5 protein-coding genes are annotated in these 23,833 nt (G+C 46.6%); all 5 read right to left on the reverse strand.

Annotation, left to right across the window (positions count from 1 at the left end; all coding sequences use genetic code 11):
* Positions 1 to 453 precede the first annotated feature (453 nt).
* The 5 genes from ACOMHB_RS11500 to ACOMHB_RS11520 all read right to left on the reverse strand — a co-directional run bounded on the left by ACOMHB_RS11500 (position 454) and on the right by ACOMHB_RS11520 (position 23,646).
* Positions 454 to 2,592 carry a hypothetical protein gene (locus ACOMHB_RS11500; RefSeq protein WP_448216707.1) on the reverse strand — a complete coding sequence of 713 codons (2,139 nt, stop codon included), beginning with the start codon at positions 2,590 to 2,592 and terminating at the stop codon, positions 454 to 456.
* A gap of 330 nt (positions 2,593 to 2,922) precedes the next feature.
* On the reverse strand, positions 2,923 to 5,070 hold the full coding sequence (locus ACOMHB_RS11505) for a hypothetical protein (protein WP_448216708.1): 2,148 nt from the start codon (positions 5,068 to 5,070) through the stop codon (positions 2,923 to 2,925).
* Between the two features lie 170 nt (positions 5,071 to 5,240).
* Positions 5,241 to 6,617 carry an exodeoxyribonuclease VII large subunit gene (gene xseA, locus ACOMHB_RS11510; RefSeq protein ID WP_448216709.1) on the reverse strand — a complete coding sequence of 459 codons (1,377 nt, stop codon included), beginning with the start codon at positions 6,615 to 6,617 and terminating at the stop codon, positions 5,241 to 5,243.
* A gap of 142 nt (positions 6,618 to 6,759) precedes the next feature.
* A complete protein-coding gene (locus ACOMHB_RS11515; RefSeq protein WP_448216710.1) occupies positions 6,760 to 15,048 on the reverse strand; it encodes a hypothetical protein in 8,289 nt (2,762 codons plus the stop codon).
* Positions 15,049 to 15,294: 246 nt separating this feature from the next.
* The gene (locus ACOMHB_RS11520; protein WP_448216711.1) at positions 15,295 to 23,646 is read right to left on the reverse strand and encodes a hypothetical protein; all 8,352 of its coding nucleotides are present in this window, start codon (positions 23,644 to 23,646) and stop codon (positions 15,295 to 15,297) included.
* Between the last annotated feature and the right edge of the window lie 187 nt (positions 23,647 to 23,833).

Consider the following 23,833-nt stretch of genomic DNA (forward strand, 5'->3'; position numbering starts at 1 on the left):
AAATTTGCAAAAATGAGCAAAATTACACCAAAAATTGGATGTTTTTTGCTCATCCTGAAATTTTAGAGAGCCTCTGGGGATCTAGTTACGCCATTCTCGGTCAGGCTCCTAGGAGCCTCACCGAGAATAGACTGCCCTACGCGGCAACTGCTCCTGCGTTGCTCTAGCTCCTGCATCCATGCAGTCGTGCGGCGGCAGCAAATTGGTCTGAAAATCCGCTTTTGTTCGTCAAATAGCTCGCTATTCTCCTCACAAAACCGAATTTTCATCCTCAATTTTCTGCCGTCCTCGCTACGGGCGCTATTCTCGGTCAGGCTCCTAGGAGGCTTATATGGTTCGCCCGTAGCGAGAACAAGCACCATTCCAGGTCAGCCTTCCAGTTTAAAGAGTTGAAGGATAGATCAAGATAATAAGAGTGTTTTTGTGTCTTCTTCATGAAGGGCGGGCGTCATTTCAAGGAGTAAGGTCATTGTTCCGGTTTACATCAGCAAGCTTGTGTTTTCGATGCATTCTTTTATGATTCGTCAAGTCAAAAGCGTTCTTGCAAACAGTCCCGCATGGTCTCTGCAGACCATCCTCTGAGACCACTGTCATATCGCAGGTTTGTGGTTCGCTATGGTCTTTCCTTTTGTGGTTCGACAGGGCTTTGGTATTATCGAAGAGCTTTCCGCATGGCCATGGTCGGCCATCCTTACCGACTTGTGTCAGGTGGCAGGTTTTTGGTCCGGTATGGTATGTGCTTTTGTGAATAGACAGGCTTGAAGCACTTTTACACACCGACCCGCATGGCCGCCGCTGCCCGTCCTTCCCAATGACAGTTTCCTTACAGGTTTGTTGCCGGGTGTGATCTCTTCTTATGTGATCACTCAGGTCCTGAGAATTCTTGTAGGTCTTGACGCATAGCTGCTGCTGGCCATCCTCTCCGGCCACGGCCACGCCACAGATTCGTTTTCCGCTGTGGATTCTGCTTTTGTGACTCGACAGGGTTTGAGCGTTCTTGCAGACTGTCCCGCATAGTCGCTTCTGGCCATCTTCCCCAACTACGGTTGCGTCACAGGTTTGTTGTCCAGTATGGAAGGTTCTTTTGTGATCCGTCAGGGCTTTAGAAGTTATGCAGAGCGCCCCGCATCGGCGAGGCTTGCCATCGTCCCCGATCACGGTTACATCACAGGTTCGTTGCCCGCTATGGTGATTGTTTTTGTGAGCTGACAGGGCTTTAGCATTATTGCAGACTGCCCCGCAAGGCTGCGGCTGGCCATTCTTCCCGATCATCATCACGGCACAGGTTTTTTGCCCGGTATGGAATCTTCTTTTGTGACCCGACAGGGCGCCAGCACTTCGGCAGACCATTCCGCATGGTCGTGGCTTGCCATCCTCTCCGACTACTTTTACGCCACAGGTTTTTTGCCCGCTATGGTATAAGCTTTTGTGACTCGACAGGGCTTGAAGACTGTTGTAGGACTTTCCGCATGGTCGCTGTTGGCCATTTTTCCCAACCATGGTCAGGTTACAGGTTTGCTGCCCGGTGTGGACGCTTCTTTTGTGATACGCGAGAGCTGCAACATTCTGGCAGACCATTCCGCATGGCCTTGGTTGGCCATCGTCCCCGACGAGTGTTACGTCACAGGTCTTTTGTCCGGAATGGTATCTTTTTTTGTGCGACAAAAGTATTTTTTGATTCTTAAAAACTTTCCGGCATTGCCGCAGTTGGCCATCCTCGCAGACTAGGATCACGTTGCAGATTGCTCGCCCGCTGTAGTCAGTTGTACCGGCTGCGCCTGAACCCATTGAGTCTGCGACCCCGTCTGAGGCGACCCCGTCTTCAGAGCTGCAACGATAGCAGTGTCTATTGGCCACGTGGGAGCATGTACTTTCTCCGGATGTTTCTTCAGTGTCGTATGTCGAACTTTCTTCACAATCTGGCACTATGCTATCGGATGGTTCGGAAGATTGTCGGAATCGACAAACACCATTACAGGGATGGATATAACAATTTAAACCTAAAGTATGCAGGTGTTGTTCAGGATCTTCGTCACCGTCGGCAGAGTCAGAAAACAGGAGACTGGTGAAATAGCCTGTGCTGTAAGTGCTGGCTTGTGGAGCACGGCCTGATGATTCCGGTGCTTGATAATGGGGTTGGCCTTGTTCAGAGCCTGGCGTCACGGCGGTGATAGCAAGCCGGTAATTTTCACTCGCTTCCTGTTGCTCAATAGAGTTAAACAGCAGTGAATTGGCGTTCCAATAGCTTTTTAAAAGCCAACCAACGGTGATAACTGCTTCTATAGCTAAGGATGAACAAGGGTTTGAGCTTGGGGAGGCATCTCTGGTGCTCAGAATGAACTCACAAGCAACCAGCAGATTCGTCGCATAAAGCCATGGCCACGAAATCGATTCTATAAGAGTCGTTTGCACTTCCTGACTGTCAGGCTTGTGTCGTTTGTCATCAGCTGATGAGTCTGGTTCTACATTGCCGTTTGTGTCGACAATGTCTGATGGGTTGCCTGTAAATGTTGGTCGGTTAAGCTTTATAGAAAAGTTCTGGTCAGGAAAATCTGCATTCTGTTCAACCTCGATAACAAAACGTCTTGCCAACGCTTTAGTCTGGCAGACGACAGAAAACGACAGTAACAGCAGTGCCGCAAAAAGTGAGTGTTTAATAATTCTATCCTTGCCCTGTGGTTTACAGAGAAGAAGGATAGATTAAGAACACAAGAGTGTTTCTTTATCTTTTTCATCAAGAAGGCGTTGTAAAACGCCAACAACCAGGATTTGTGGATCTCAATCACCTGACAGTCTGCTGAACCCTGGCTGAATCGGGCCGTCACCCGTTCACCTTCAGTCAGTTGTCCGGCATCCCGAATAAATTCATCGCCTCTGGCGACAAGGGAATTTTGCGATACCCCCTCAAGGGCGGGTGCCATTTCAAGGATTGAGGTGATTGTTCCGGTTTACATCAACAAGCTGGCGTTTTCGATGTCTTCTTTTATGATTCGACAGGTCAAAAGCACTCTTGCAGACAGTCTCACATGGTCTCTGCAGACCATCCTCTCCGATCACTGTTACATCGCAGGTCTGTGGTTCGCTGTGGTCTCTTCTTTTGTGGATCGATAGGGCATTGGAATTATTGAAGAGCTTTCTGCATGGCCGTGGTCGGCCATCCACTCCGATTAGTGTTAAGTCGCAAGTTTTTGATCCGGTATGGTATGTGCTCTTGTGACTCGACAGGAACATAGCATTCTTACACACTACCCCGCACGGACGCTGCTGCCCATCTTTCCCAATGACAGTTTCCTTACAGGTTTGTTGCCCGGTGTGATCTTTTCTTATGTGATCCCTCAGGTTCTGATAACTCTTGTAGACCTTCCCGCATGCCTGCTGCTGGCCATCCTCTCCGGCCATGGTCACTCCACAGGTTCGTTTCCCGCTGTGCATTCTGCTTTTGTGATTAGACAGAGTTTGAGCGTTCTTGCAGACTGTTCCGCATAGTCGCTTCTGGCCATCTTCCCCAACTAAGGTTGCGTCACAGGTTCGTTGTCCAGTGTGGAAGGTTCTTTTGTGATCCGTCAGGGCTTTAGAAGTTGTGCAGAGCGCCCCGCATCGGCGAGACTGGCCATCTTCCCCTATCACGGTTACGTCACAGGTTCGTTGCCTGCTATGGTGATCGGTTTTGTGAGCTGACAGGGCTTTAGCATTGCTGCAGACTGCTCCGCATGGCTGCGACTGGCCATTCTTCCCGATTACCATCACGACACAGGTTTTTTGCCCGGTATGGAATCTACTTTTGTGACTCGACAGGGCACCAATATTTCGGTAGACCATTCCGCATGGTCTTGGCTGGCCATCCTTTCCGACTACTTTTACGCCACAGGTTTTTTCCCCGCTGTGGTATAAGCTTTTGTGATTCGACAGGGCTTGAAGACTTTTGTAGGTTCTTTCGCATGGTCGCTGCTGGCCATCTTGGCCAACTATGGTTTCGTTACAGGTTTGTTGCCTGGTGTGGACGCTTCTCCTGTGATACTTGAGGGCTACAACATTCTGGCAGACCATTCCGCAAGGCCGTGACTGCCCATCCTCCCCGACTATTGTGACGTAACAGGTTTTTTGTCCGGTATGGTATTGGCTTTTGTGAGTCGAAAGTGTTTTTTGATTCTTGTAGACTTTCCGGCATTGCCACTGTTGGCCATCCTCGCCGACTAAGATCACGTTGCAGGTTGCTCGCCCGGTAGTAGTGTCAATTGTACTGGCGGCCCCTGCACCTGTTGAGTCTGAGGCGACCCCTTCTGAGGCGACCCCTTCTAAAGGGCTGCAACGATGGCAGTGTCTATTGGCCAGATGGGAGCATGAACTTTCTCCGGATGTTTCTTCATTGTCGTATGTTGAACTTTCTTCACAATCTGGCTCTATGCTATCGGATGAGTCGGAAGATTGTCGGAATCGACAAACACCATTACAGGGATAGGTATAACAATTTAAACCCAAAGTATGCAGTTGTTGTTCAGGATCCTCGTCACCGTCGGCAGAGTCAGAAAACAGGAGACTGGTGAAATAGCTTGTGGTGTAAGTGCTGGCTTGTGGGGCACACTGGCCTGATGATTCCGGTGCTTGATAATGGGGTTGGCCTTGTTCAGAGCCTGGCATCACAGCAGTGATAGCAAGCTGGTAATTTTCACTCGCTTCCTGTTGCTCAATAGAGTTAAACCGCAGTGAATTGGCATTCCAATAGTTTTTTAAAAGCCAACCAACGGTGATAACTGCTTCTATAGCTGAGGATGAATAAGGGTTTGAGCTTGGAGAGGCGTCTCTGGTGCTCAGAATGAACTCGCAAGCTACCAGCAGATTCGTCGCATAAAGCCATGGCCACGAAATCGACTCTATAAGAGTCGTTTGCGCTTCCTTACTGTAAGGCTCGTGTCGTTTGTCATCGGCTGATGAGTCTGGTGCTACATTGCTGTTTGTGTCGACAATGTCTGATGGGTTGCCTGAAAATGTTGGTCGGTTAAGCTTTATAGCAAAGTTCTGATCAGGAAAATCTACATTCTGTTCAACCTCGATAACAAAACGTCTTGCCAACGCTTTAGTCTGGCAGACGACAGAAAAAGACAGTAACAGCAGTGCCGCAAAAAGTGAGTGTTTAATAATTCTATCCTTGCCCTCAGGTTTACAGAGAAGAAGGATAGATTAAGAACACAAGAGTGTTTCTTTATCTTTTTCATGAAGAAGGCGTTGTAAAACGCTAACCACTAGGATTTGTGGATCTCAATCACCTGACAATCTGCTGAACCCTGGCTGAATCGGGCTGTCAGCTGTTCACCTTCAGTCAGTTGTCCGGCATCCCGAATAAATTCTTCGCCTCTGGCGACAATGCTGTAGCCTCGAGACAGGGTTGCCAGAGGGCTGACAGCATCCAGCATGCCTGTCAGTTGTTTCAAGCGATTTTCTTTCTGTTTTAAAAGTACCTGCAGAGATGAATCAAGCTGGCTTTTCAGCAGATTCAACTCTCCTTGCAGCCGCTCAATGCGTCTTGAAGGTGAAGACTGTAAAAGCCTGTCGTTTAGCCTTTGATACTTTGCAGCCTGAGCCTGAAGGGCTATGGTCATCGATTGTTGCAGACGAATGTCCAGATCTTTCAGCCGCTGGTTGAGCTCTCTCAGGCGTTCCCCCGGATGACGCAGGCGCAGACTGGTGTTATCAAGCCGCTGGGACAGGGCCTGCAGACGATGCTTCATCAGAGTCTGTAGCTTTCGATTCAGCAGACCGAGCTTATTGAGAATTTCCTGTTGGTCCGGACTGAGTACTTCAGCCGCCGCCGATGGTGTCGGTGCCCGGTAATCAGCGACAAAATCAGCAATGGTAAAATCAATTTCATGGCCCACAGCACTGACCACGGGAACTTGAGAAGCCGCTATGGCTCTGGCGACTCTTTCCTCATTGAAAGGCCAGAGGTCTTCCAGTGAACCACCCCCACGACCGACAATCAAAACGTCAAACAACCCACTGCGATTGGCCATTTCAATGCCTCTGACCAGCTCGTCGGCAGCTTCTTTCCCTTGAACCGAACTGGGAATGACTGTGATGGGTATGGAGGGGAAGCGTCTTTTTAATACCGCCAGGATGTCGCGGATAGCCGCGCCTGTTGGAGAGGTCACAACACCAATATGGGAGGGCAGGGCAGGCAGAGGCCTTTTCCGCTCCGCATTGAACAGACCCTCGTTGTCCAGCTTCAGCTTAAGCGCCTCAAAAGCACGTTGAAGAGCACCGGCACCGCCTTCTTCCATGTGATCGACAATCAACTGGTAGTCGCCCCGGCCCTCATAAAGGCTCACCCGACCCCTGACAATCAGTTGCATGCCTTCAGCCGGAACAAAACGAATGCCGCGATTGCGGTTTTTGAACATCGCACAGCGAATCTGGGCATTGGCATCTTTAAGGGTGAAGTACCAGTGTCCTGACCCGGGTCGGGCAAGGCCGGAAAGTTCGCCTTCCACCCTGACGTTTGCGAAGCGCGTTTCCAGCATTCTCCGGGTTTGGCTGTTCAGCTCTGTTACCGTCAGAGGACGCTGATTCTCTGATTGAGCGGGAGACCCCGGCTCAGCATGAAATAAATTCTGGCCTTGCATGAGGATGTTGATGCCACAGTGTTTGAGAGATGAGATAAGGCTGAACAACAATATACCGGATTATTCCCGGGCAAACTATACACTTATTGATGCCAGGTTGGGCATTTCAGTATACCTTACTGAGTAGATTATCAACAACTTTTTAAAGATCCAACATTCTTATTTGGTTTTCAATAAACGTCATTATCTCATCGCCATTTGTCTGTTCTAAGCCTTGCAAAAAAAGCTCGGAAGCGTGTGTGAAAAAGTGAAACAAAGTCATCCAGAAACTAATTTCCAGATTGTATTCTTTGAATGCGGTCCTCACGGCCATCCGGTTATCATCGTACTTAAGTGTTAGATCGGCGGTTGCCAGCAGTGCCAAAAAAACGTTTCTCATTTTTTCATCTTTTTCAATCTTCTGTCTCATGATCCCATCCCAGAACAGATCCCGTTCGTTGTCACTGCTATCATTGAGGGTCTCGTACGCCCAAAAATAATAGTGAATCAGGGCCGACTTTGTGCGATGTTTTTTCAAAAGAACATGGCTTATAGCTTCATAATCCGGGTGCGATTTAAGTTGCGGAAGGTTATAAACGTATTCATCAAAACCGGTGTCAGGTTGTGGTGTTTCCCGCAGTGCTTTAAACAGGTTTGTATAGTCATATCGGCTTAGCTCGTAGCTGGCAATAGCCTCTGGTAATTGGTCAATATCAGCAGCAGTTGCCTCAGATGATGTATCAGGCGCCTCTGATTTATCCGACAAAAAAACGTTAACAAGGCTTAAATAGTTTTTAATATTTTTTGGCCTGTCACCACTTTTGATTTCACTGTTCAGCCAAAAACTATATTGCTTTATTCTTTGGTTAATGGGAAAAAGCCTTGTTTTCTCCAGTGGTTCCAGAAGTATTTGCTCAATACTTTCAGGATCACTTTTACTCTGAAATAACGCTTCTTCAACTTCAGGGACATCATTGCTGAACACAAATTGGATGTTATGGTGTATGGGGCTAATTAAAAAATGCTTTGCGATCACTGTCGGCCAACCAGCTTGGGGGATATGCAAAAGATTAAAGCGTTTATCAGTAAAGACTCTGATGGCTGCCTCAACGGCAAAACGTACACCATATAGAGAGCTTGCTAATAGCCCTGGCAAGATGTCCGTGACAATCTTACCCGCTTCAATAAAGATCTTTTCCCCTGGTTTTCTGGTCGATGCGTATTGAATAACAGGCTTATTGTCCAGGTCTGTTTGCCAGGCTTCTGATGTCTCGTCCTGATAATACTGGTAGTTATCCAGTCGCATAGCCACTAGTGATTCCAGATAACCGGCATAAGGAAAGTTGAGATGGCGTGCTTTCTGGAAATGGGCATGTGCGCTGAGCATAACTCTTTTGTGACCGGTTAATATTACCTGCTGAGAGTCCAAATTTATTTGTGCCTCCAGAAGTGTCAGGCCAGCCAGACAATGAAGCCAGCCTGACATCTCTGATGATTGAGAGTCCATTCTATCTTCATATTCTTCTAACTGCTGTTTTAATTCCTCGTAGCCAGCTTTTCTCGCTTGTTGAATAGCTATAATAAAAATATTTTCGTTTCCAGCTGTGAACATTTTCAAGTGTTCATGATTAAAGACAATATGTTCGATGATTCTTGATTCAATATGACTTGCAATAGTGTTTACTGGCTTATGCCATACAAAGTGTTGAAAACGTGCGAGAAATGTTTCCCAGTCGTAGGACTTAATCTGGAGTTTTTTTGCCTTTTCTGCATTTCCACCAATGAGCCTGAGAATATACTCATGAATCAGAAAAAAGGTGTTGTACCAGTAGGATTCTTTATCGTGGGCAGTCATTTCGGGAAGCAAATGAATTATTTTTTTCAGAAGTCGTAAGTCATGACCAAAATGAAGTGCGGTTGTGCGGGCCTGGATTTCAAAGGGAAGAGCTTTAAGATGAGGGAGATCCGGTTCTGCTTCTGGTGATTCACTAACCAGATAAAAAGCAAGTTCTATAATATCTGCCATTACCCGAATATCAGGATCAGTATCTTTAGAGAGCTTGCCCTGAGCCTCTTTCAGGGATACGTACACGTTCGAGTCTGATGCCAGGCCGAAGACTGAATAGTAAATGGTCAACATAGATAAATCCAGATAATCAGAATCCAACAAATCCGATCGACCAGAAGCGAGGTAGAGAATCAGTCTTAATATTGCTTCCTTATCAGCTTCCGCTTGCAATTTTGCTTCTGCTTCCGCTGCCGCTTTTGTTACTGCTTTCGATTTCGCTGCTACTTTTGCTTTCTCTGCTGCTTTCGATTCCGCTGCTACTTTTGCTTTCGCTGCCGCTGTCACTGCCGCTTTCGTTTCCGCTATTGCTGTCGCTACCATTCCCGATTCCTCTGGCGCTCTCCTTTGAGGTTTCTTTTCCACTGTAGCTTCTGCCAGCGCTATCGCTGCTGCTGTCGCTTTTGTATCTGCTAACTCTATGGCTACTGCTGCCGCATTCTCAGCTTCCCTGACTGCCGAAGCCTCTCTCTCTGCCGCAGCCTCTCTCAACGTCGCTATCACTGCCACAGCAGTTCCCGCTTTCACTAACGATCGTTCATTCTGTCCGTTACGCAGATGCTGGGTAATAGTATATTGTTGGTCCATTCGATTCAAAACAACATCAACTGCGCCGTCAGAGCCTTTTACCGTTAGCTGATCCATAAATTCTCTGAGTATTCGTATGGAAGTTGTTACCCTGCCAGGAATATTGCTTTGCGGGTTTTTCGTGTAAGTCTCTGCACCAAAGGCCAGTTTCAGTTCGAAAGGCTTTGGAATCAGTATCAGCCACTTGAGCAATACTCCGATCATAACCATTAGGTTTGAATCCGATTCTAATAAAATCTCAATAGACTGTGACACCCCGGAGAATGCAGAGTAAATGGCTCTGGATGTTGCACTGGACTCTATTTCCATAGCATATTCAAAAAACAGCAAGAGTATCGGGGCATAAGGGAAGCCATGATCACCAGACAATAAAATAGTTTCGTTTATCCTTTTGGCGTTGAGTTTCACTTCCGGGCCAAAGGGTAACTCAATGGTTTTGTTGTCATCTGACATTTTGGCACCCATCATGGCCAGTGCCTTCATAAAATAGTAATAACCGATTCCCAGTCTGTTTGTTAAATGGTTACCATTTCTTATTATTGCCTTTCGGAATGCAGTGATTTGCTTTTCTGCCTGTTGCAAAAATTTCTCCGGGTTGCTCTGAATAAGTCTGAGTTCCTGAATAATATTGTTATCCAGTTGTAATAAATACTGGTTATAAATTTGTTCATCGTATGGTCCTGTTGACGGTCGGATGCCAGGCCTCAGGTCTTTTGGTTGCCTGGCTGCTTTTACGGTTCTTTTTGCCTTTTCAGAATGTGTACCTGTTCCAGAGGTTAGTTGCGCCGGAGTGGGGGAAACCGGAACCTTTTTGATTTGAATAAAGTCTCTTGCAAGCAGCAAAGAGCGGGCAAGCATCCAGTCTTTTATTAAATCGGATCTGGACTTTTTAATCGCTTTATTGCTTATTTTGTTATGATGCCCGTCAAAAATTTCCTTTTCACCCTTACTGTCTTTGCTCAAAGAAGCCTTGAGATAGCTTTCCCAAAAACCCATTTTCCAAAAGGCTATGAATCTGGGTTGATGATATTTGAGCAGTTGTCCGGTTTGCTCAGTATCCATGAATGCCTTCAGGTCAGTCATGGCCAGTACGTTTGGGAAATAAGATATATCCATGAGCTGAGCTTTTTTTTTCGAGGCGCCTTTAATTTGCAGGGCGTTAAGGCTGTACGACCAAAGTTCACTGTGAATCTGAGCGACTGCGGGTTCTTTTTTTCTCTCCAGTATCAGTATCAGTGAACCGATGGTTTGTTGCAGTTCACGAGTCCGGGGTCGAACTGCTTTCAGGGCTGTTAATACAGAGGCGGTATCCGGTTCTCTCAGGGCATTGACAATGTGCTTCACCTCTTTGCCTCTGTCTGAGAGGTCTGACTCTTTGGCTAACCCCTGCTCAATCCTGGTCAGGGTTATGGCGTCTGTATCCTGATAGAGCTGCTCCAGAAATCCACCCTTCAATAGACCTTCAACTTTTACCTGGTTGAAGCTTGTCGCTCTGGAAGCCATGCTGCGTAACAGCCGGCTGACAGGTTCCATCTGAGGCCAGCCTGCCGGATGTTGGTTGCGCAATTGCATCCCGATTAATAATTGGTAGGCAAGCGGTATACCGGCAATGGCTGCCGGTAGCAGTAGCTCGAAGGTTTTTTCGTAGATCTGCAATACTTCTGATTTTCCAGCTGGGAATTTCTGGTTCAGAATGAATAACGCCTGAACCAGTTGCGCATAAGGAAAGTGGTTCTCATAAGCCGCCTGTTCTAAGCTTTTGGCCGGGGTATGGGCCAGGTTGATGGTGATGACTGGCTGGTCTGTAGATGTATCAGCCGATGCTCCGGAACAGGCCAGTGTTTTCAGGGTTTTTGTTTTTCCGTCATGCAGTTGCTTTTGCAGTGTATTGGATTCTTTATCGGGCGCAGGATTTTCTGCCGGGGCTTCGCTTTCTGCAGAGGCTTTGCAATCTTGTGTCTTTGTTGCCCTGTTCAGCTCGTCCGCAAAGCTATGATCCATCTCCTTAAGCCAGTTTGATATTTCTACGGACTGAGACAAGGCCGTTTCGAAATCGATCGTATTCGAGATTGACTTTTGGGCTGGGGTGTTATTCTTTCTTTTATTTGAGCGTTCAGCAGGATCAGGTGCCATTGCCTCACTGTTATCAGCAACTACAGAGCGTTGATCATCAGGGCTTGCTTCTACTGTGATATCGTTTTTTTCTGGTACCGTGGCAATGTCGCTTATTTCTTGTTGTTTCTGTTTGTTCTCATGGGAATCGAAAGAAGAATCTTTTGTTATCGCTTCTCTAGCTTCGACATAAGCAGCGGTAGAAACTGTTGCCTGTTCGTCAATATCACTATTGCTTTCCAGTGCCTTGTCAGGTTCGGGCTTGATATAAGGAAGCAGAAATTCCGGTAACCCGGATGATTCTGAAGAACGGCTGAGCAGTGACTGTTGAATAATCGCCTGAACCTGTTGCTCAGTGTCACTCACCAGCAAGATTTTTAATATATTTTGAGCATTTTGCCCCCTTTTCTTTGCATCAATGCCCGGGCAGGTTTGATCAAGTTGTGTGTCCTGAAGCAGTTTTTCAACCATAGCGGGCAGGCTTGGCATAAGTAGCCTGGAACTCTTGGCAAAAGGTTCTACACGGGTGAAATCGAAATACCCTTGAGGGCCGGCAGAAATATTGATCGATAAGATGCGCCATTTTTTGGTCTTGCAAGCGGCGAATCTTATCGTATTTTCTTTGCCGTTATCGGGAAAGCAATGGATCTTTAAAGTGTGCAGTAACCCTGTGCGCCGCAATTCTTTCGGGCTGGCTAAAGCTATGGTGTGAAAGTTGTTGCGTCTCACGGTAGTGCCAGGCAGGGCGCGTGTCAGCTTTTCCTCAAGGGAGGCCGAAATCTTTTCCAGACTTTGAATATTCTCAACTGCCAGATCAATATTATTGGTAGCAGGTACCTTGCCCAGTTCGGTGGGTTTAAACAATGACGAGAGATGTTGCCATCTGGCTAAACTCCCATAAACAAAAGCATCTTCAGTATCGGATATAATACTCTCGGCTTCTGCATAGGTTTTTCTAAAAACAGGTGCCAGCACCAGGAGTGCAGGAATCACATAGCGGATATCCTGTTTTTTTACTAAAAATACGCCCTCGGAATAATCTTTTACATGATTATCCAAAGACTGTATTTTGTCGTTTATTGCAGATGTGGAGAGATCAGGGGCTATAAAGGCGATATATTTACTGGCAGACTCTTCCCAGAAAAAAACCACTGCTCCAAGCACGTTTTTGCTAACGTAAAATGTTCCATCAGGGTTCTCTGTACCGTCGAACGGGTAACAAACAAGGCGTAATTTATTGTAAAACCTGAACAGGTTCTGTCCGAGATCTCCCTGCATGAATGTATCGGGTGCAGTGAACGCCTGTTGTAGTATTTCGCTGGCAGATTTTATGGACGCCTCCTCCAGCCGTTCGCTGGCAGATTTTATGGCGTTGCACTGGAGCGTTTCCCGGCATAACAAAATATCCTTCTGCCATTGTGGAAACAGTTCCCATAAAGTATTTTCAAACGCACTGTCTTCCAGCCATTCGTTTTCCTGCTTGTTTAAGTAGGAGCTGATCAGGAAGTGAGTGAACCAGGGGGGGGTGTCACTTTGATGAGACAGTTTTACCGTGTGATTCTCGTGAAACAGAAACATATGGATATTTTCAAGCCCATCCAGAGGCTCTTGAGGTGTGTGGTCATGGTAGCTATAGGAGAGATATCCCCGACCATCAGTAACAATGACCTGTATAGAATTTTCCAGTGCTTTGGATGCCAGCATCATGTGTTGTTGGTTTTTTGGATCAAAACCCCGGAGCATCTGGTTATATAATGTTTCACTGCCACAGTCGGGTGGTTTGCATAGACGGAGCAGGGTGTCAAATTTTTCCCTGGATGTGATACCAAGCTGTTCTGAAAGAAAGTCCGATCTATGGGCCATTCTTTCAGGCCGAAGTCCGGAGCGCCTGTACAAATAGAATAGATGTTTAAGCAAGGATGCTGAGGGTACTGCGTCTGCTGGTGTGACCGGATGCTTGCCGCCCGGTGGTGGTGGCTCATTGTCGTCAATATTGTTCCTACCGACAGAGCTGGCAGTTCGTTTACTTTTGTTGCCACTTTGTTCGGCTTTTTGTGCAGAGGGATTACTCGGGGAGGACTGAGATTCAGGCGGTCCATTATTCCCCTGGACACCAGAAGCAGTCATTATGCCTGATGCAAACCCCATAGAGGGGAGTGACACATCTGGCTGATGAGGGATGGCAGGAGGATGAAAACCGTCGAATGCGTTGCTTGTTTGGGGCACCAAAGCCAGTGGGTTTCCGTCTGTTTGACGGGTAAAATAAGGTGATACACGACCGGAAAAGTGTGAGTGGACAGGGTGCCCCGGAAACTCCCGGTTTAAATAGGTCAGCACATTGTTCAGTAACTCAGGCCGCCGTTTAACAAACTGGTAAAGTGAACCGGGGTCGCTCTGAATCTGCTCCCTTACCCGGGCACTGAGGCTTTTGGGGATGGGTGATATGAACCCTGAGAGAATTCCCCGCCATTGATAGAGATTAAAGGGCGTACTGGTCACCGTGCTCATAAGCAGGGCGGCCAGGTTAAGGTGCTCACTTTCTACCAGGGTGCCAATTTCAGGTCCGTCCCAACCGGCGTAATGATCCTCGACATTATAAGGGGCATCAGCGAACCGCATCAGCAGCACCGGGTCACCTGCTCCCCAGAAATGGTATTTCCGATGTCTGTCGTTGCGGGCGATGAATAAAGAAGATCTTGACCAGGCTGGACAGGTATCATTGCCAGGCGATACTTTTTCCAGTGCCCAGAGGTTAAAGTACTTCCCGGTCATGAGCGCCGGGCTGGGTTCTACCGCAGTCTCGGGAATACCCGGTTGGTAAAGCCAGCTTTGATCCGACCACTGATAAAGCCAGTGATTATTCTGGCAGGCGTGTACTTTTGCTTTGTCAGCTGACTTGCTTTTATTGGGTTCTCCAAACAACTTATTGTGGGAAGAGAGACAGTGAATAGCCTGATTGACCCGCTTGATATAGCCACTGTCTAAAGCGGTTTGCCCGTCAGTGCTGATGATGTCTTTTTTAGCCAGTTCGGGCAATAGCCAGGGTTTTGCGTGGTTCAGCGGGAAGTCAATAAGAACGCTCTGACACTTTTTATGCTCTGTAAGCAGATTAGTCTGGCAGATAATAGCCTGCAGGCGATTCTGCTGACTTTCCCGCCAGGGACGCAGGAAAAGGGTACTGGTATGGGTGTCGTTTAGTAGTTTCCAAAGCGACAGCCAGGCAGACAGAGAATCACCCTCGACGGCCTGAGTCTCTGACGATGATGTCGAGGGTGAAGCCGTAATCTGCCATACAGGATGATTTTCGATGCAAGTGGTTTGCACTGATAAGCGGCTTTTCAGCAAAGAGTGATCGATCATCACCGGATGAGGATTGCAATCGGGGGCATCACCAAAAGCCCGGGACAGTGAGGGGAAGCCGCGACTGAAAGAAGGGTAGGGTATGATTGAAGGCGGAAGCAGTTTTGCAAACAGGAACCCGGGCAGATGACTCAACCATTGATTCCTGAAAAAAAGGGACAGTTTTTTGGGGGTTCCAACGTCGTGTATTACGTGATAATGGTTACCCAGCTTGAGGTGAAAGTTATTGGCTTTAAATCCGGCGTAGAGACCCAAAAAGCGGATTTCTGGTGCCTTGTATCCGGGTTCACTCTGGTGGCCGGAGGCATGACCTGTTTGTACGTTCATTGCAATCATGAACAGCAGCGAAATAAAGAGAAGTTTTAACAGTCTTCTGTGACAAACAAGCATAGAGTTGCCATAGATCCCAATTGATGATTATTAATTTATTAATCAGAATTGACCTGTTAAACAACAGTTTTTATTTATTGAATTGTTCTGATCTCTATGGAGTCTGAGGAAAAATAGCAGTGGGTTCAGGATGTAGCAAGAGTGGCTTTGTAGCTGAGCGTAAACTGAACACATGCCTTCAATTTACTCACTTGGTCTTTCCAGTGTTCCTAACGGGCCAGATAATGAATGAAGTACTAGTTTTTGTTGGTTTTCATGATGCTTTTGATGGAAATCTGCTTTTTGTGTCTCTCCCAGAGCAAAAGCGGAATTGGCCGAGAACCCGTGAAAAACGACCAACCAGGGAGCAAAATCCGTATTGTATTGTTTGAATGCAGTGTTCATGGCCTCCCGGTTATCATCGTACATAACCGTTAGATCGGCGGTTGCCAAAAGTGTCAGGAAAGCTGTTTTCATTGGTTTATTTTCTTCAATCTTCTTTGTCATTATTTCCTCCCAGAACAGCTGTCGTTCGTTGTCATAGCTGTTATCGAGGGTCTCGTAAGCCCATAAATAATAGTGAACCAGGGCTGACTTTGTACGATGTTTCTTCAAAAGAGCATTACTGATAGCCTCATACTTTGGGTGAGATTTTAGCCGGGGCAGATTAAAAACGAATTCATCCAAACCGGTTTCAGGTTGTGGTGTTTCATGTAGCAATCCAAACGACGTTGTATAGTCAAACCGACTTAGCTCATAGCTTGCGATATTCTCTGATAATTGATCAACATCAGAAGTTGTTGTCAGGGATGATATATCCGGCACCTCTGATTTACCCAATACAAAAGCTTTGACAAGGCTCAAATACTTTTTACTATTTTCTGGCCTGCTACTGCTTTTGATTTTGTTGTCCAGAGCAATACCATATTGTTTTGGTCTTTTTTTAATGGGGAAATGCCTTGTTTTCTCCAGTGGTTCCATAAGTATTCTCTCAATGCTGTCAGGATTACTTATCTCGGGAAATAACGCTTCTTCAACTTCCGGGCCATGATTGCTGAATACAAATTGCAGGTTATGGATTACGGGGGTAATCAAAAAATGCTTTGCGATCAGTGCTGGCCAACCGGCCTGAGGAGTTTGCAGAAGATTAAACCGATTGTCAGTAAAGACTCTGATAGCTGCTTCAGCCGCAAAACGCACACCCAATCTAGAGCTTGTTATTAAGCTTGGCAAAATATCGTTAACAATTTTACCTGCTTCAATAAAGATCGTTTCCCCTGGTTTTCTGGTCGATGGGTATTGAATAACAGGGTTATTGGTGGAGTCTGTTCGCGAGGCTTCGGATGTCTCGCCCTGATAATACTGAAAGTGCTCATCCAGACGCATATGCACCAGTGATGCCAGGTAACCACCATAAACAAAGCCGAGTCGATGTGCTCTTTCGAAATGATAATAAGCACTGCCCAGAACGCTTTTGCGACCGTTTAATACTACCCGCTGCAAGCCAGAACTTACTTGTGCCTCCAGAAGCGTCAATCCAGCCAGACAATGAAGCCAGCCTGACATCTGTACAGATTGAATATCCAATTTACCATCATATTCGTTTAACTGCTGTTTTAATTTCTGATAGCCAACTTTTCTGGCTTGCTCAATAGCAAGAATAAAAATACGTTCGTTTCCAGCTATGAATATTTCCAAGCTGTCATAGTTAAAGACAACCTGTTCAATGATTTTTGATTCAATACGACTTGCGACAGTATTTGCTGGCTTATACCATGTATAGTGCCTAAACCAATCGTGTAATGTTTGCCAACCAACTGAATCAATCTGGAGTTTTTTTGCCTTTTCTGCATTTCCACCAATGAGCGTGAGAATATACTCGTGAATCAGAAAAAAGGTGTTGTAATAATACGACATGGTATCGTGGACAGCTATTTCAGGAAGCAAATGAATTATTTTTGCCAGAAGTCGTAAGTCATGACCAAAATGAAGAATGGTCATGTTAGCCTGGGAAGAGAATGGAAGGGCCTTAAGATGATGGAGATCCGGCTCTTCTTCTGGTGATGGATTATACAGAACCAGATAAAAAGCAAGTTCTATAATATCTGCCAGTGCCCGCCTCTCCGGATCAATATTTTTAGTGAGCTCGCTCTGAACCTGTCTCAGGAATGTGGTAACCTCCAAGTCTGAAACATAGCCTAATATAGAAAAGCTAATGATCAATGTCGAAAGATCCAGGCTATCAAAATCCAACAGTTCCGTTCGGCCAGTAGCGATGTAAAGTGTCAATCTTAATTCTGCTTCCGCTGTCTCTACTGTTTCCAAATTCGCTGCCGCCAGCGCTTTTTCTGCAGCTATCACTTCCGCTTTAGCTTTTGCTAACTCCGTATTTAACGTTAATACTCTCGCTTCTGTATTCGCTATCTCTAAGGCTACTGCTGCCGCTGTCGAAGCCTCTTTCGCTTCTGTATTCGCTACCTCTAAGGCAACTGCAGCCGCTCTCGAAGCCTCTCTCGCTTCTGCATTTGCTGTCTCCAGAGCTACTGCTGCTGCTTTCGAAGCATTTTTCGCTACTTCTAAAGCTTTCAGAGCTTCTTTCGTTGCCGCTAACAGTACTCCAGCCACTCCTGCTTTGCCTGACTCGGCTGCAGCCGATTTCTTTTCCGCTTTTTCATTCTGTTTGTTTGGCAGATGCTGGCTAATGGTATGTTTCTGGCCCATTCGACTCAAAACAACATCAACTGCGCCGTCAGAGCCTTTTACCGTTAGCTGATCCATAAATTCTCTGAGTATTCGTATGGAAGGTGTAACCCTGCCGAGAATATTGCTTTGCGGGCTTTTCAGGTAGGTGTTTGCATCAAAGGCCAGTTTCAGTTTGAAAGGCTTTGGAATCAGTATCAGCCACTTGAGTAATAGTCCGGCCATAACCTGTGGGATTGAGAGCGATTCTAATAAAATCTCAATAGACTGCGACACTCCGGAGAATGCAGAGTAATGGGCCTTCGCTATTGTATTAGTATTTCCTCCCATGCCATGCTCAAAAAACAGCAAGAGCAATGGGGCATAGGGGAAGAAATGTTTATCAGACAATCTAATAGTCTCTTTTATCTTTTTAGCGTTGAGTTTGACTTCAGGGGTAAAAGACAACTCAATGGTTTTTTCATCATCTGACATTTTGGCCCCCATCATGGCCAGTGCCTTCAGAAAATAGTAATAACCGATTCCCAGATTGTCTGTTAAATCGTTGCCATTTCTTACCAGAGCTTTTCTGAATGCAGTGATGTGAGCTTCTACCTGTTGTAAAAAATTCTCCGGGTTGGTCTGAATAAGTCTGAGTTCCTGAATAATATTGTTATCCAGTTGTACTAAATACCGGATATATAATTGTTCATTGTGCGATCCTGTTGATGGTCGGATGCCAGGCCTCAGGTCTTTTGGTTGTTTGGCTGCTTTTACGGTTCTTTTTGCTTTTTCAGAATGTGTACCTGTTCCAGAGGTTAGTTGCGCCGGAGTGGGGGAAACCGGAACCTTTTTGATTTGAATAAAGTCTCTTGCAAGCAGCAAAGAGCGGGCAAGCATCCAGTCTTTTATTAAATCGGATCTGGACTTTTTAATCGCTTTATTGCTTATTTTGTTATGATGCCCGTCAAAAATTTCCTTTTCACCCTTACTGTCTTTGCTCAAAGAAGCCTTGAGATAGCTTTCCCAAAAACCCATTTTCCAAAAGGCTATGAATCTGGGTTGATGATATTTGAGCAGTTGTCCGGTTTGCTCAGTATCCATGAATGCCTTCAGGTCAGTCATGGCCAGTACGTTTGGGAAATAAGATATATCCATGAGCTGAGCTTTTTTTTTCGAGGCGCCTTTAATTTGCAGGGCGTTAAGGCTGTACGACCAAAGTTCACTGTGAATCTGAGCGACTGCGGGTTCTTTTTTTCTCTCCAGTATCAGTATCAGTGAACCGATGGTTTGTTGCAGTTCACGAGTCCGGGGTCGAACTGCTTTCAGGGCTGTTAATACAGAGGCGGTATCCGGTTCTCTCAGGGCATTGACAATGTGCTTCACCTCTTTGCCTCTGTCTGAGAGGTCTGACTCTTTGGCTAACCCCTGCTCAATCCTGGTCAGGGTTATGGCGTCTGTATCCTGATAGAGCTGCTCCAGAAATCCACCCTTCAATAGACCTTCAACTTTTACCTGGTTGAAGCTTGTCGCTCTGGAAGCCATGCTGCGTAACAGCCGGTTGACAGGTTCCATCTGAGGCCAGCCTGCCGGATGTTGGTTGCGCAATTGCATCCCGATTAATAATTGGTAGGCAAGCGGTATACCGGCAATGGCTGCCGGTAGCAGTAGCTCGAAGGTTTTTTCGTAGATCTGCAATACTTCTGATTTTCCAGCTGGGAATTTCTGGTTCAGAATGAATAACGCCTGAACCAGTTGCGCATAAGGAAAGTGGTTCTCATAAGCCGCCTGTTCTAAGCTTTTGGCCGGGGTATGGGCCAGGTTGATGGTGATGACTGGCTGGTCTGTAGATGTATCAGCCGATGCTCCGGAACAGGCCAGTGTTTTCAGGGTTTTTGTTTTTCCGTCATGCAGTTGCTTTTGCAGTGTATTGGATTCTTTATCGGGCGCAGGATTTTCTGCCGGGGCTTCGCTTTCTGCAGAGGCTTTGCAATCTTGTGTCTTTGTTGCCCTGTTCAGCTCGTCCGCAAAGCTATGATCCATCTCCTTAAGCCAGTTTGATATTTCTACGGACTGAGACAAGGCCGTTTCGAAATCGATCGTATTCGAGATTGACTTTTGGGCTGGGGTGTTATTCTTTCTTTTATTTGAGCGTTCAGCAGGATCAGGTGCCATTGCCTCACTGTTATCAGCAACTACAGAGCGTTGATCATCAGGGCTTGCTTCTACTGTGATATCGTTTTTTTCTGGTACCGTGGCAATGTCGCTTATTTCTTGTTGTTTCTGTTTGTTCTCATGGGAATCGAAAGAAGAATCTTTTGTTATCGCTTCTCTAGCTTCGACATAAGCAGCGGTAGAAACTGTTGCCTGTTCGTCAATATCACTATTGCTTTCCAGTGCCTTGTCAGGTTCGGGCTTGATATAAGGAAGCAGAAATTCCGGTAACCCGGATGATTCTGAAGAACGGCTGAGCAGTGACTGTTGAATAATCGCCTGAACCTGTTGCTCAGTGTCACTCACCAGCAAGATTTTTAATATATTTTGAGCATTTTGCCCCCTTTTCTTTGCATCAATGCCCGGGCAGGTTTGATCAAGTTGTGTGTCCTGAAGCAGTTTTTCAACCATAGCGGGCAGGCTTGGCATAAGTAGCCTGGAACTCTTGGCAAAAGGTTCTACACGGGTGAAATCGAAATACCCTTGAGGGCCGGCAGAAATATTGATCGATAAGATGCGCCATTTTTTGGTCTTGCAAGCGGCGAATCTTATCGTATTTTCTTTGCCGTTATCGGGAAAGCAATGGATCTTTAAAGTGTGCAGTAACCCTGTGCGCCGCAATTCTTTCGGGCTGGCTAAAGCTATGGTGTGAAAGTTGTTGCGTCTCACGGTAGTGCCAGGCAGGGCGCGTGTCAGCTTTTCCTCAAGGGAGGCCGAAATCTTTTCCAGACTTTGAATATTCTCAACTGCCAGATCAATATTATTGGTAGCAGGTACCTTGCCCAGTTCGGTGGGTTTAAACAATGACGAGAGATGTTGCCATCTGGCTAAACTCCCATAAACAAAAGCATCTTCAGTATCGGATATAATACTCTCGGCTTCTGCATAGGTTTTTCTAAAAACAGGTGCCAGCACCAGGAGTGCAGGAATCACATAGCGGATATCCTGTTTTTTTACTAAAAATACGCCCTCGGAATAATCTTTTACATGATTATCCAAAGACTGTATTTTGTCGTTTATTGCAGATGTGGAGAGATCAGGGGCTATAAAGGCGATATATTTACTGGCAGACTCTTCCCAGAAAAAAACCACTGCTCCAAGCACGTTTTTGCTAACGTAAAATGTTCCATCAGGGTTCTCTGTATCGTCGAACGGGTAACAAACAAGGCGTAATTTATTGTAAAACCTGAACAGGTTCTGTCCGAGATCTCCCTGCATGAATTTATCGGGTGCAATAAACGCCTGTTGTAGCATTTCGCTGGCAGATTGTATGGACGCCGCTTCCAGCAGTGCGCTGGCAGATTTTGTGGATGCCTCCTCCAGCCGCTCGCTGGCAGATTTTATGGCGTTGCACTGGAGCGTTTCCCGGCATAACAAAACATCCTTCTGCCATTGTGGAAACAGTTCCCATAAAGCATTTTCAAGCGTACTGTCTTCCAGCCATTCGTTTTCCTGCTTGTTCAGGTAGGAGCTGATCAGGAAGTGAGTGAACCAGGGGTCGTTGTCACTTTGATGAGACAGTTTTACCGTGTGATTCTCGTGAAACAGGAACATATCGATATTTTCAAGCCCGTCCAGAGGCTCTTGAGGGGTGTGGTCATGGTAGCTATGGGAGAGATATCCCCGACCATCAGTAACAATGACCTGTATAGAATTTGCCAGTGCTTTGGATGCCAGCATCATGTGTTGTTGGTTTTTTGGATCAAAACCCCGGAGCATCTGGTTATATAATGTTTCACTTCCACAATCGGGTGGTTTGTATAGACGGAGCAGGGTTTCAAATTTTTCCCTGGATGTGATACCAAGCTGTTCTGAAAGAAAGTCCGATCTACGGGTCACTCTTTCAGGGCGAAGTCCGGAGCGCCTGTACAAATAGAATAGATGTTTAAGCAAGGATGCTGAGGGTACTGCGTCTGCTGGTGTGACCGGATGCTTGCCGCCCGGTGGTGGTGGCTCATTGTCGTCAATATTGTTCCTACCGACAGAGCTGGCAGTTCGTTTACTTTTGTTGCCACTTTGTTCGGCTGTTTGTGCAGAGGGATTACTCGGGGAGGACTGAGATTCAGGCGGTCCATTATTCCCCTGGACACCAGAAGCAGTCATTATGCCTGATGCAAACCCCATAGAGGGGAGTGACACATCTGGCTGATGAGGGATGGCAGGAGGATGAAAACCGTCGAATGCGTTGCTTGTTTGGGGCACCAAAGCCAGTGGGTTTCCGTTTGTTTGACGGGTAAAATAAGGTGATACACGATCGGAAAAGTGTGAGTGGACAGGGTGCCCCGGAAACTCCCGGTTTAAATAGGTCAACACATTGTTCATTAACTCAGGCCGCCGTTTAACAAACTGGTAAAGTGAACCGGGGTCGCTCAGAATCTGCTCCCTTACCCGGGCACTGAGGCTTTTGGGGATGGGTGGTATGAACCCTGAGAGAATTCCCCGCCATTGATAGAGATTAAAGGGCGTACTGGTCACCGTGCTCATAAGCAGGGCGGCCAGGTTAAGGTGCTCACTTTCTACCAGGGTGCCAATCTCAGGTCCGTCCCAACCGGCGTAGTGATCCTCGACATTATAAGGGGCATCAGCGAACCGCATCAGCAGCACCGGATCACCTGCTCCCCAGAAATGGTATTTCCGATGTCTGTCGTTGCGGGCGATGAATAAAGAAGATCTTGACCAGGCTGGACAGGTATCATTGCCAGGCGATACTTTTTCCAGTGCCCAGAGGTTAAAGTACTTCCCGGTCATGAGTGCCGGGCTGGGTTCTACCGCAGTCTCGGGAATACCCGGTTGGTAAAGCCAGCTTTGATCCGACCATTGATAAAGCCAGTGATTATTCTGGCAGGCGTGAATTTTTTCTTTGTCAGTTGTCTTGCTTTTATTGGATTCTCCAAACAACTTATTGTGGGAAGAGAGACAGTGAATAGCCTGATTGACCCGCTTGATATAGCCACTGTCTAAAGCGGTTTGCCCGTCAGTGCTGATGATGTCTTTTTTAGCCAGTTCGGGCAATAGCCAGGGTTTTGCGTGGTTCAGCGGGAAGTCAATAAGAACGCTCTGACACTTTTTATGCTCTGTAAGCGGATTAGTCTGGCAGATAATAGCCTGCAGGCGATTCTGCTGACTTTCCCGCCAGGGGCGCAGGAAAAGGGTACTGGTATGGGTGTCGTTTAGTAGTTTCCAAAGCGACAGCCAGGCAGACAGAGAATCACCCTCGACGGCCTGAGTCTCTGACGATGATGTCGAGGGTGAAGCCGTAATCTGCCATACAGGATGATTTTCGATACAAGCGGTTTGTACTGACAGTCGGCCTTTCAGCAAAGAGTGATCGATCATCACCGGATGAGGGTTGCAATCGGGGGCATCACCAAAAGCCCGGGACAGTGAGGGGAAGCCGCGACTGAAAGAAGGGTAGGGTATGATTGAAGGCGGAAGCAGTTTTGCAAACAGGAACCCGGGCAGATGACTCAACCATTGATTCCTGAAAAAAAGGGACAGTTTTTTGGGGGTGCCAACGTCGTGTATTACGTGATAATGGTTACCCAGCTTGAGGTGAAAGTTATTGGCTTTAAATCCGGCGTAGAGACCCAAAAAGCGGATTTCTGGTGCCTTGTATCCGGGTTCACTCTGGTGGCCGGAGGCATGACCTGTTTGTATGTTCATTGCAATCATGAACAGCAGCGAAATAAAGAGAAGTTTTAACAGTCTTCTGTGACAAACGAGCATAGAGTTGCCATAGATCCCAACTGATGATTATTAATTTATTAATCAGAATTGACCTGTTAAACAACAGATTTTATTTATTGAATTGTTCTGATCTCTATGGAGCCTGAGGAAAAATAGCAGTGGG

The organism is Endozoicomonas sp. 2B-B (assembly GCF_053470045.1).

Coding starts and splice junctions, on each gene's coding strand:
- xseA (WP_448216709.1), bottom strand. CDS start 6,617: ATGCAAGGCCAGAATTTATTTCATGCTGAGCCGGGGTCTCCCGCTCAA.
- ACOMHB_RS11515 (WP_448216710.1), bottom strand. CDS start 15,048: ATGAACGTACAAACAGGTCATGCCTCCGGCCACCAGAGTGAACCCGGA.
- ACOMHB_RS11520 (WP_448216711.1), bottom strand. CDS start 23,646: ATGAACATACAAACAGGTCATGCCTCCGGCCACCAGAGTGAACCCGGA.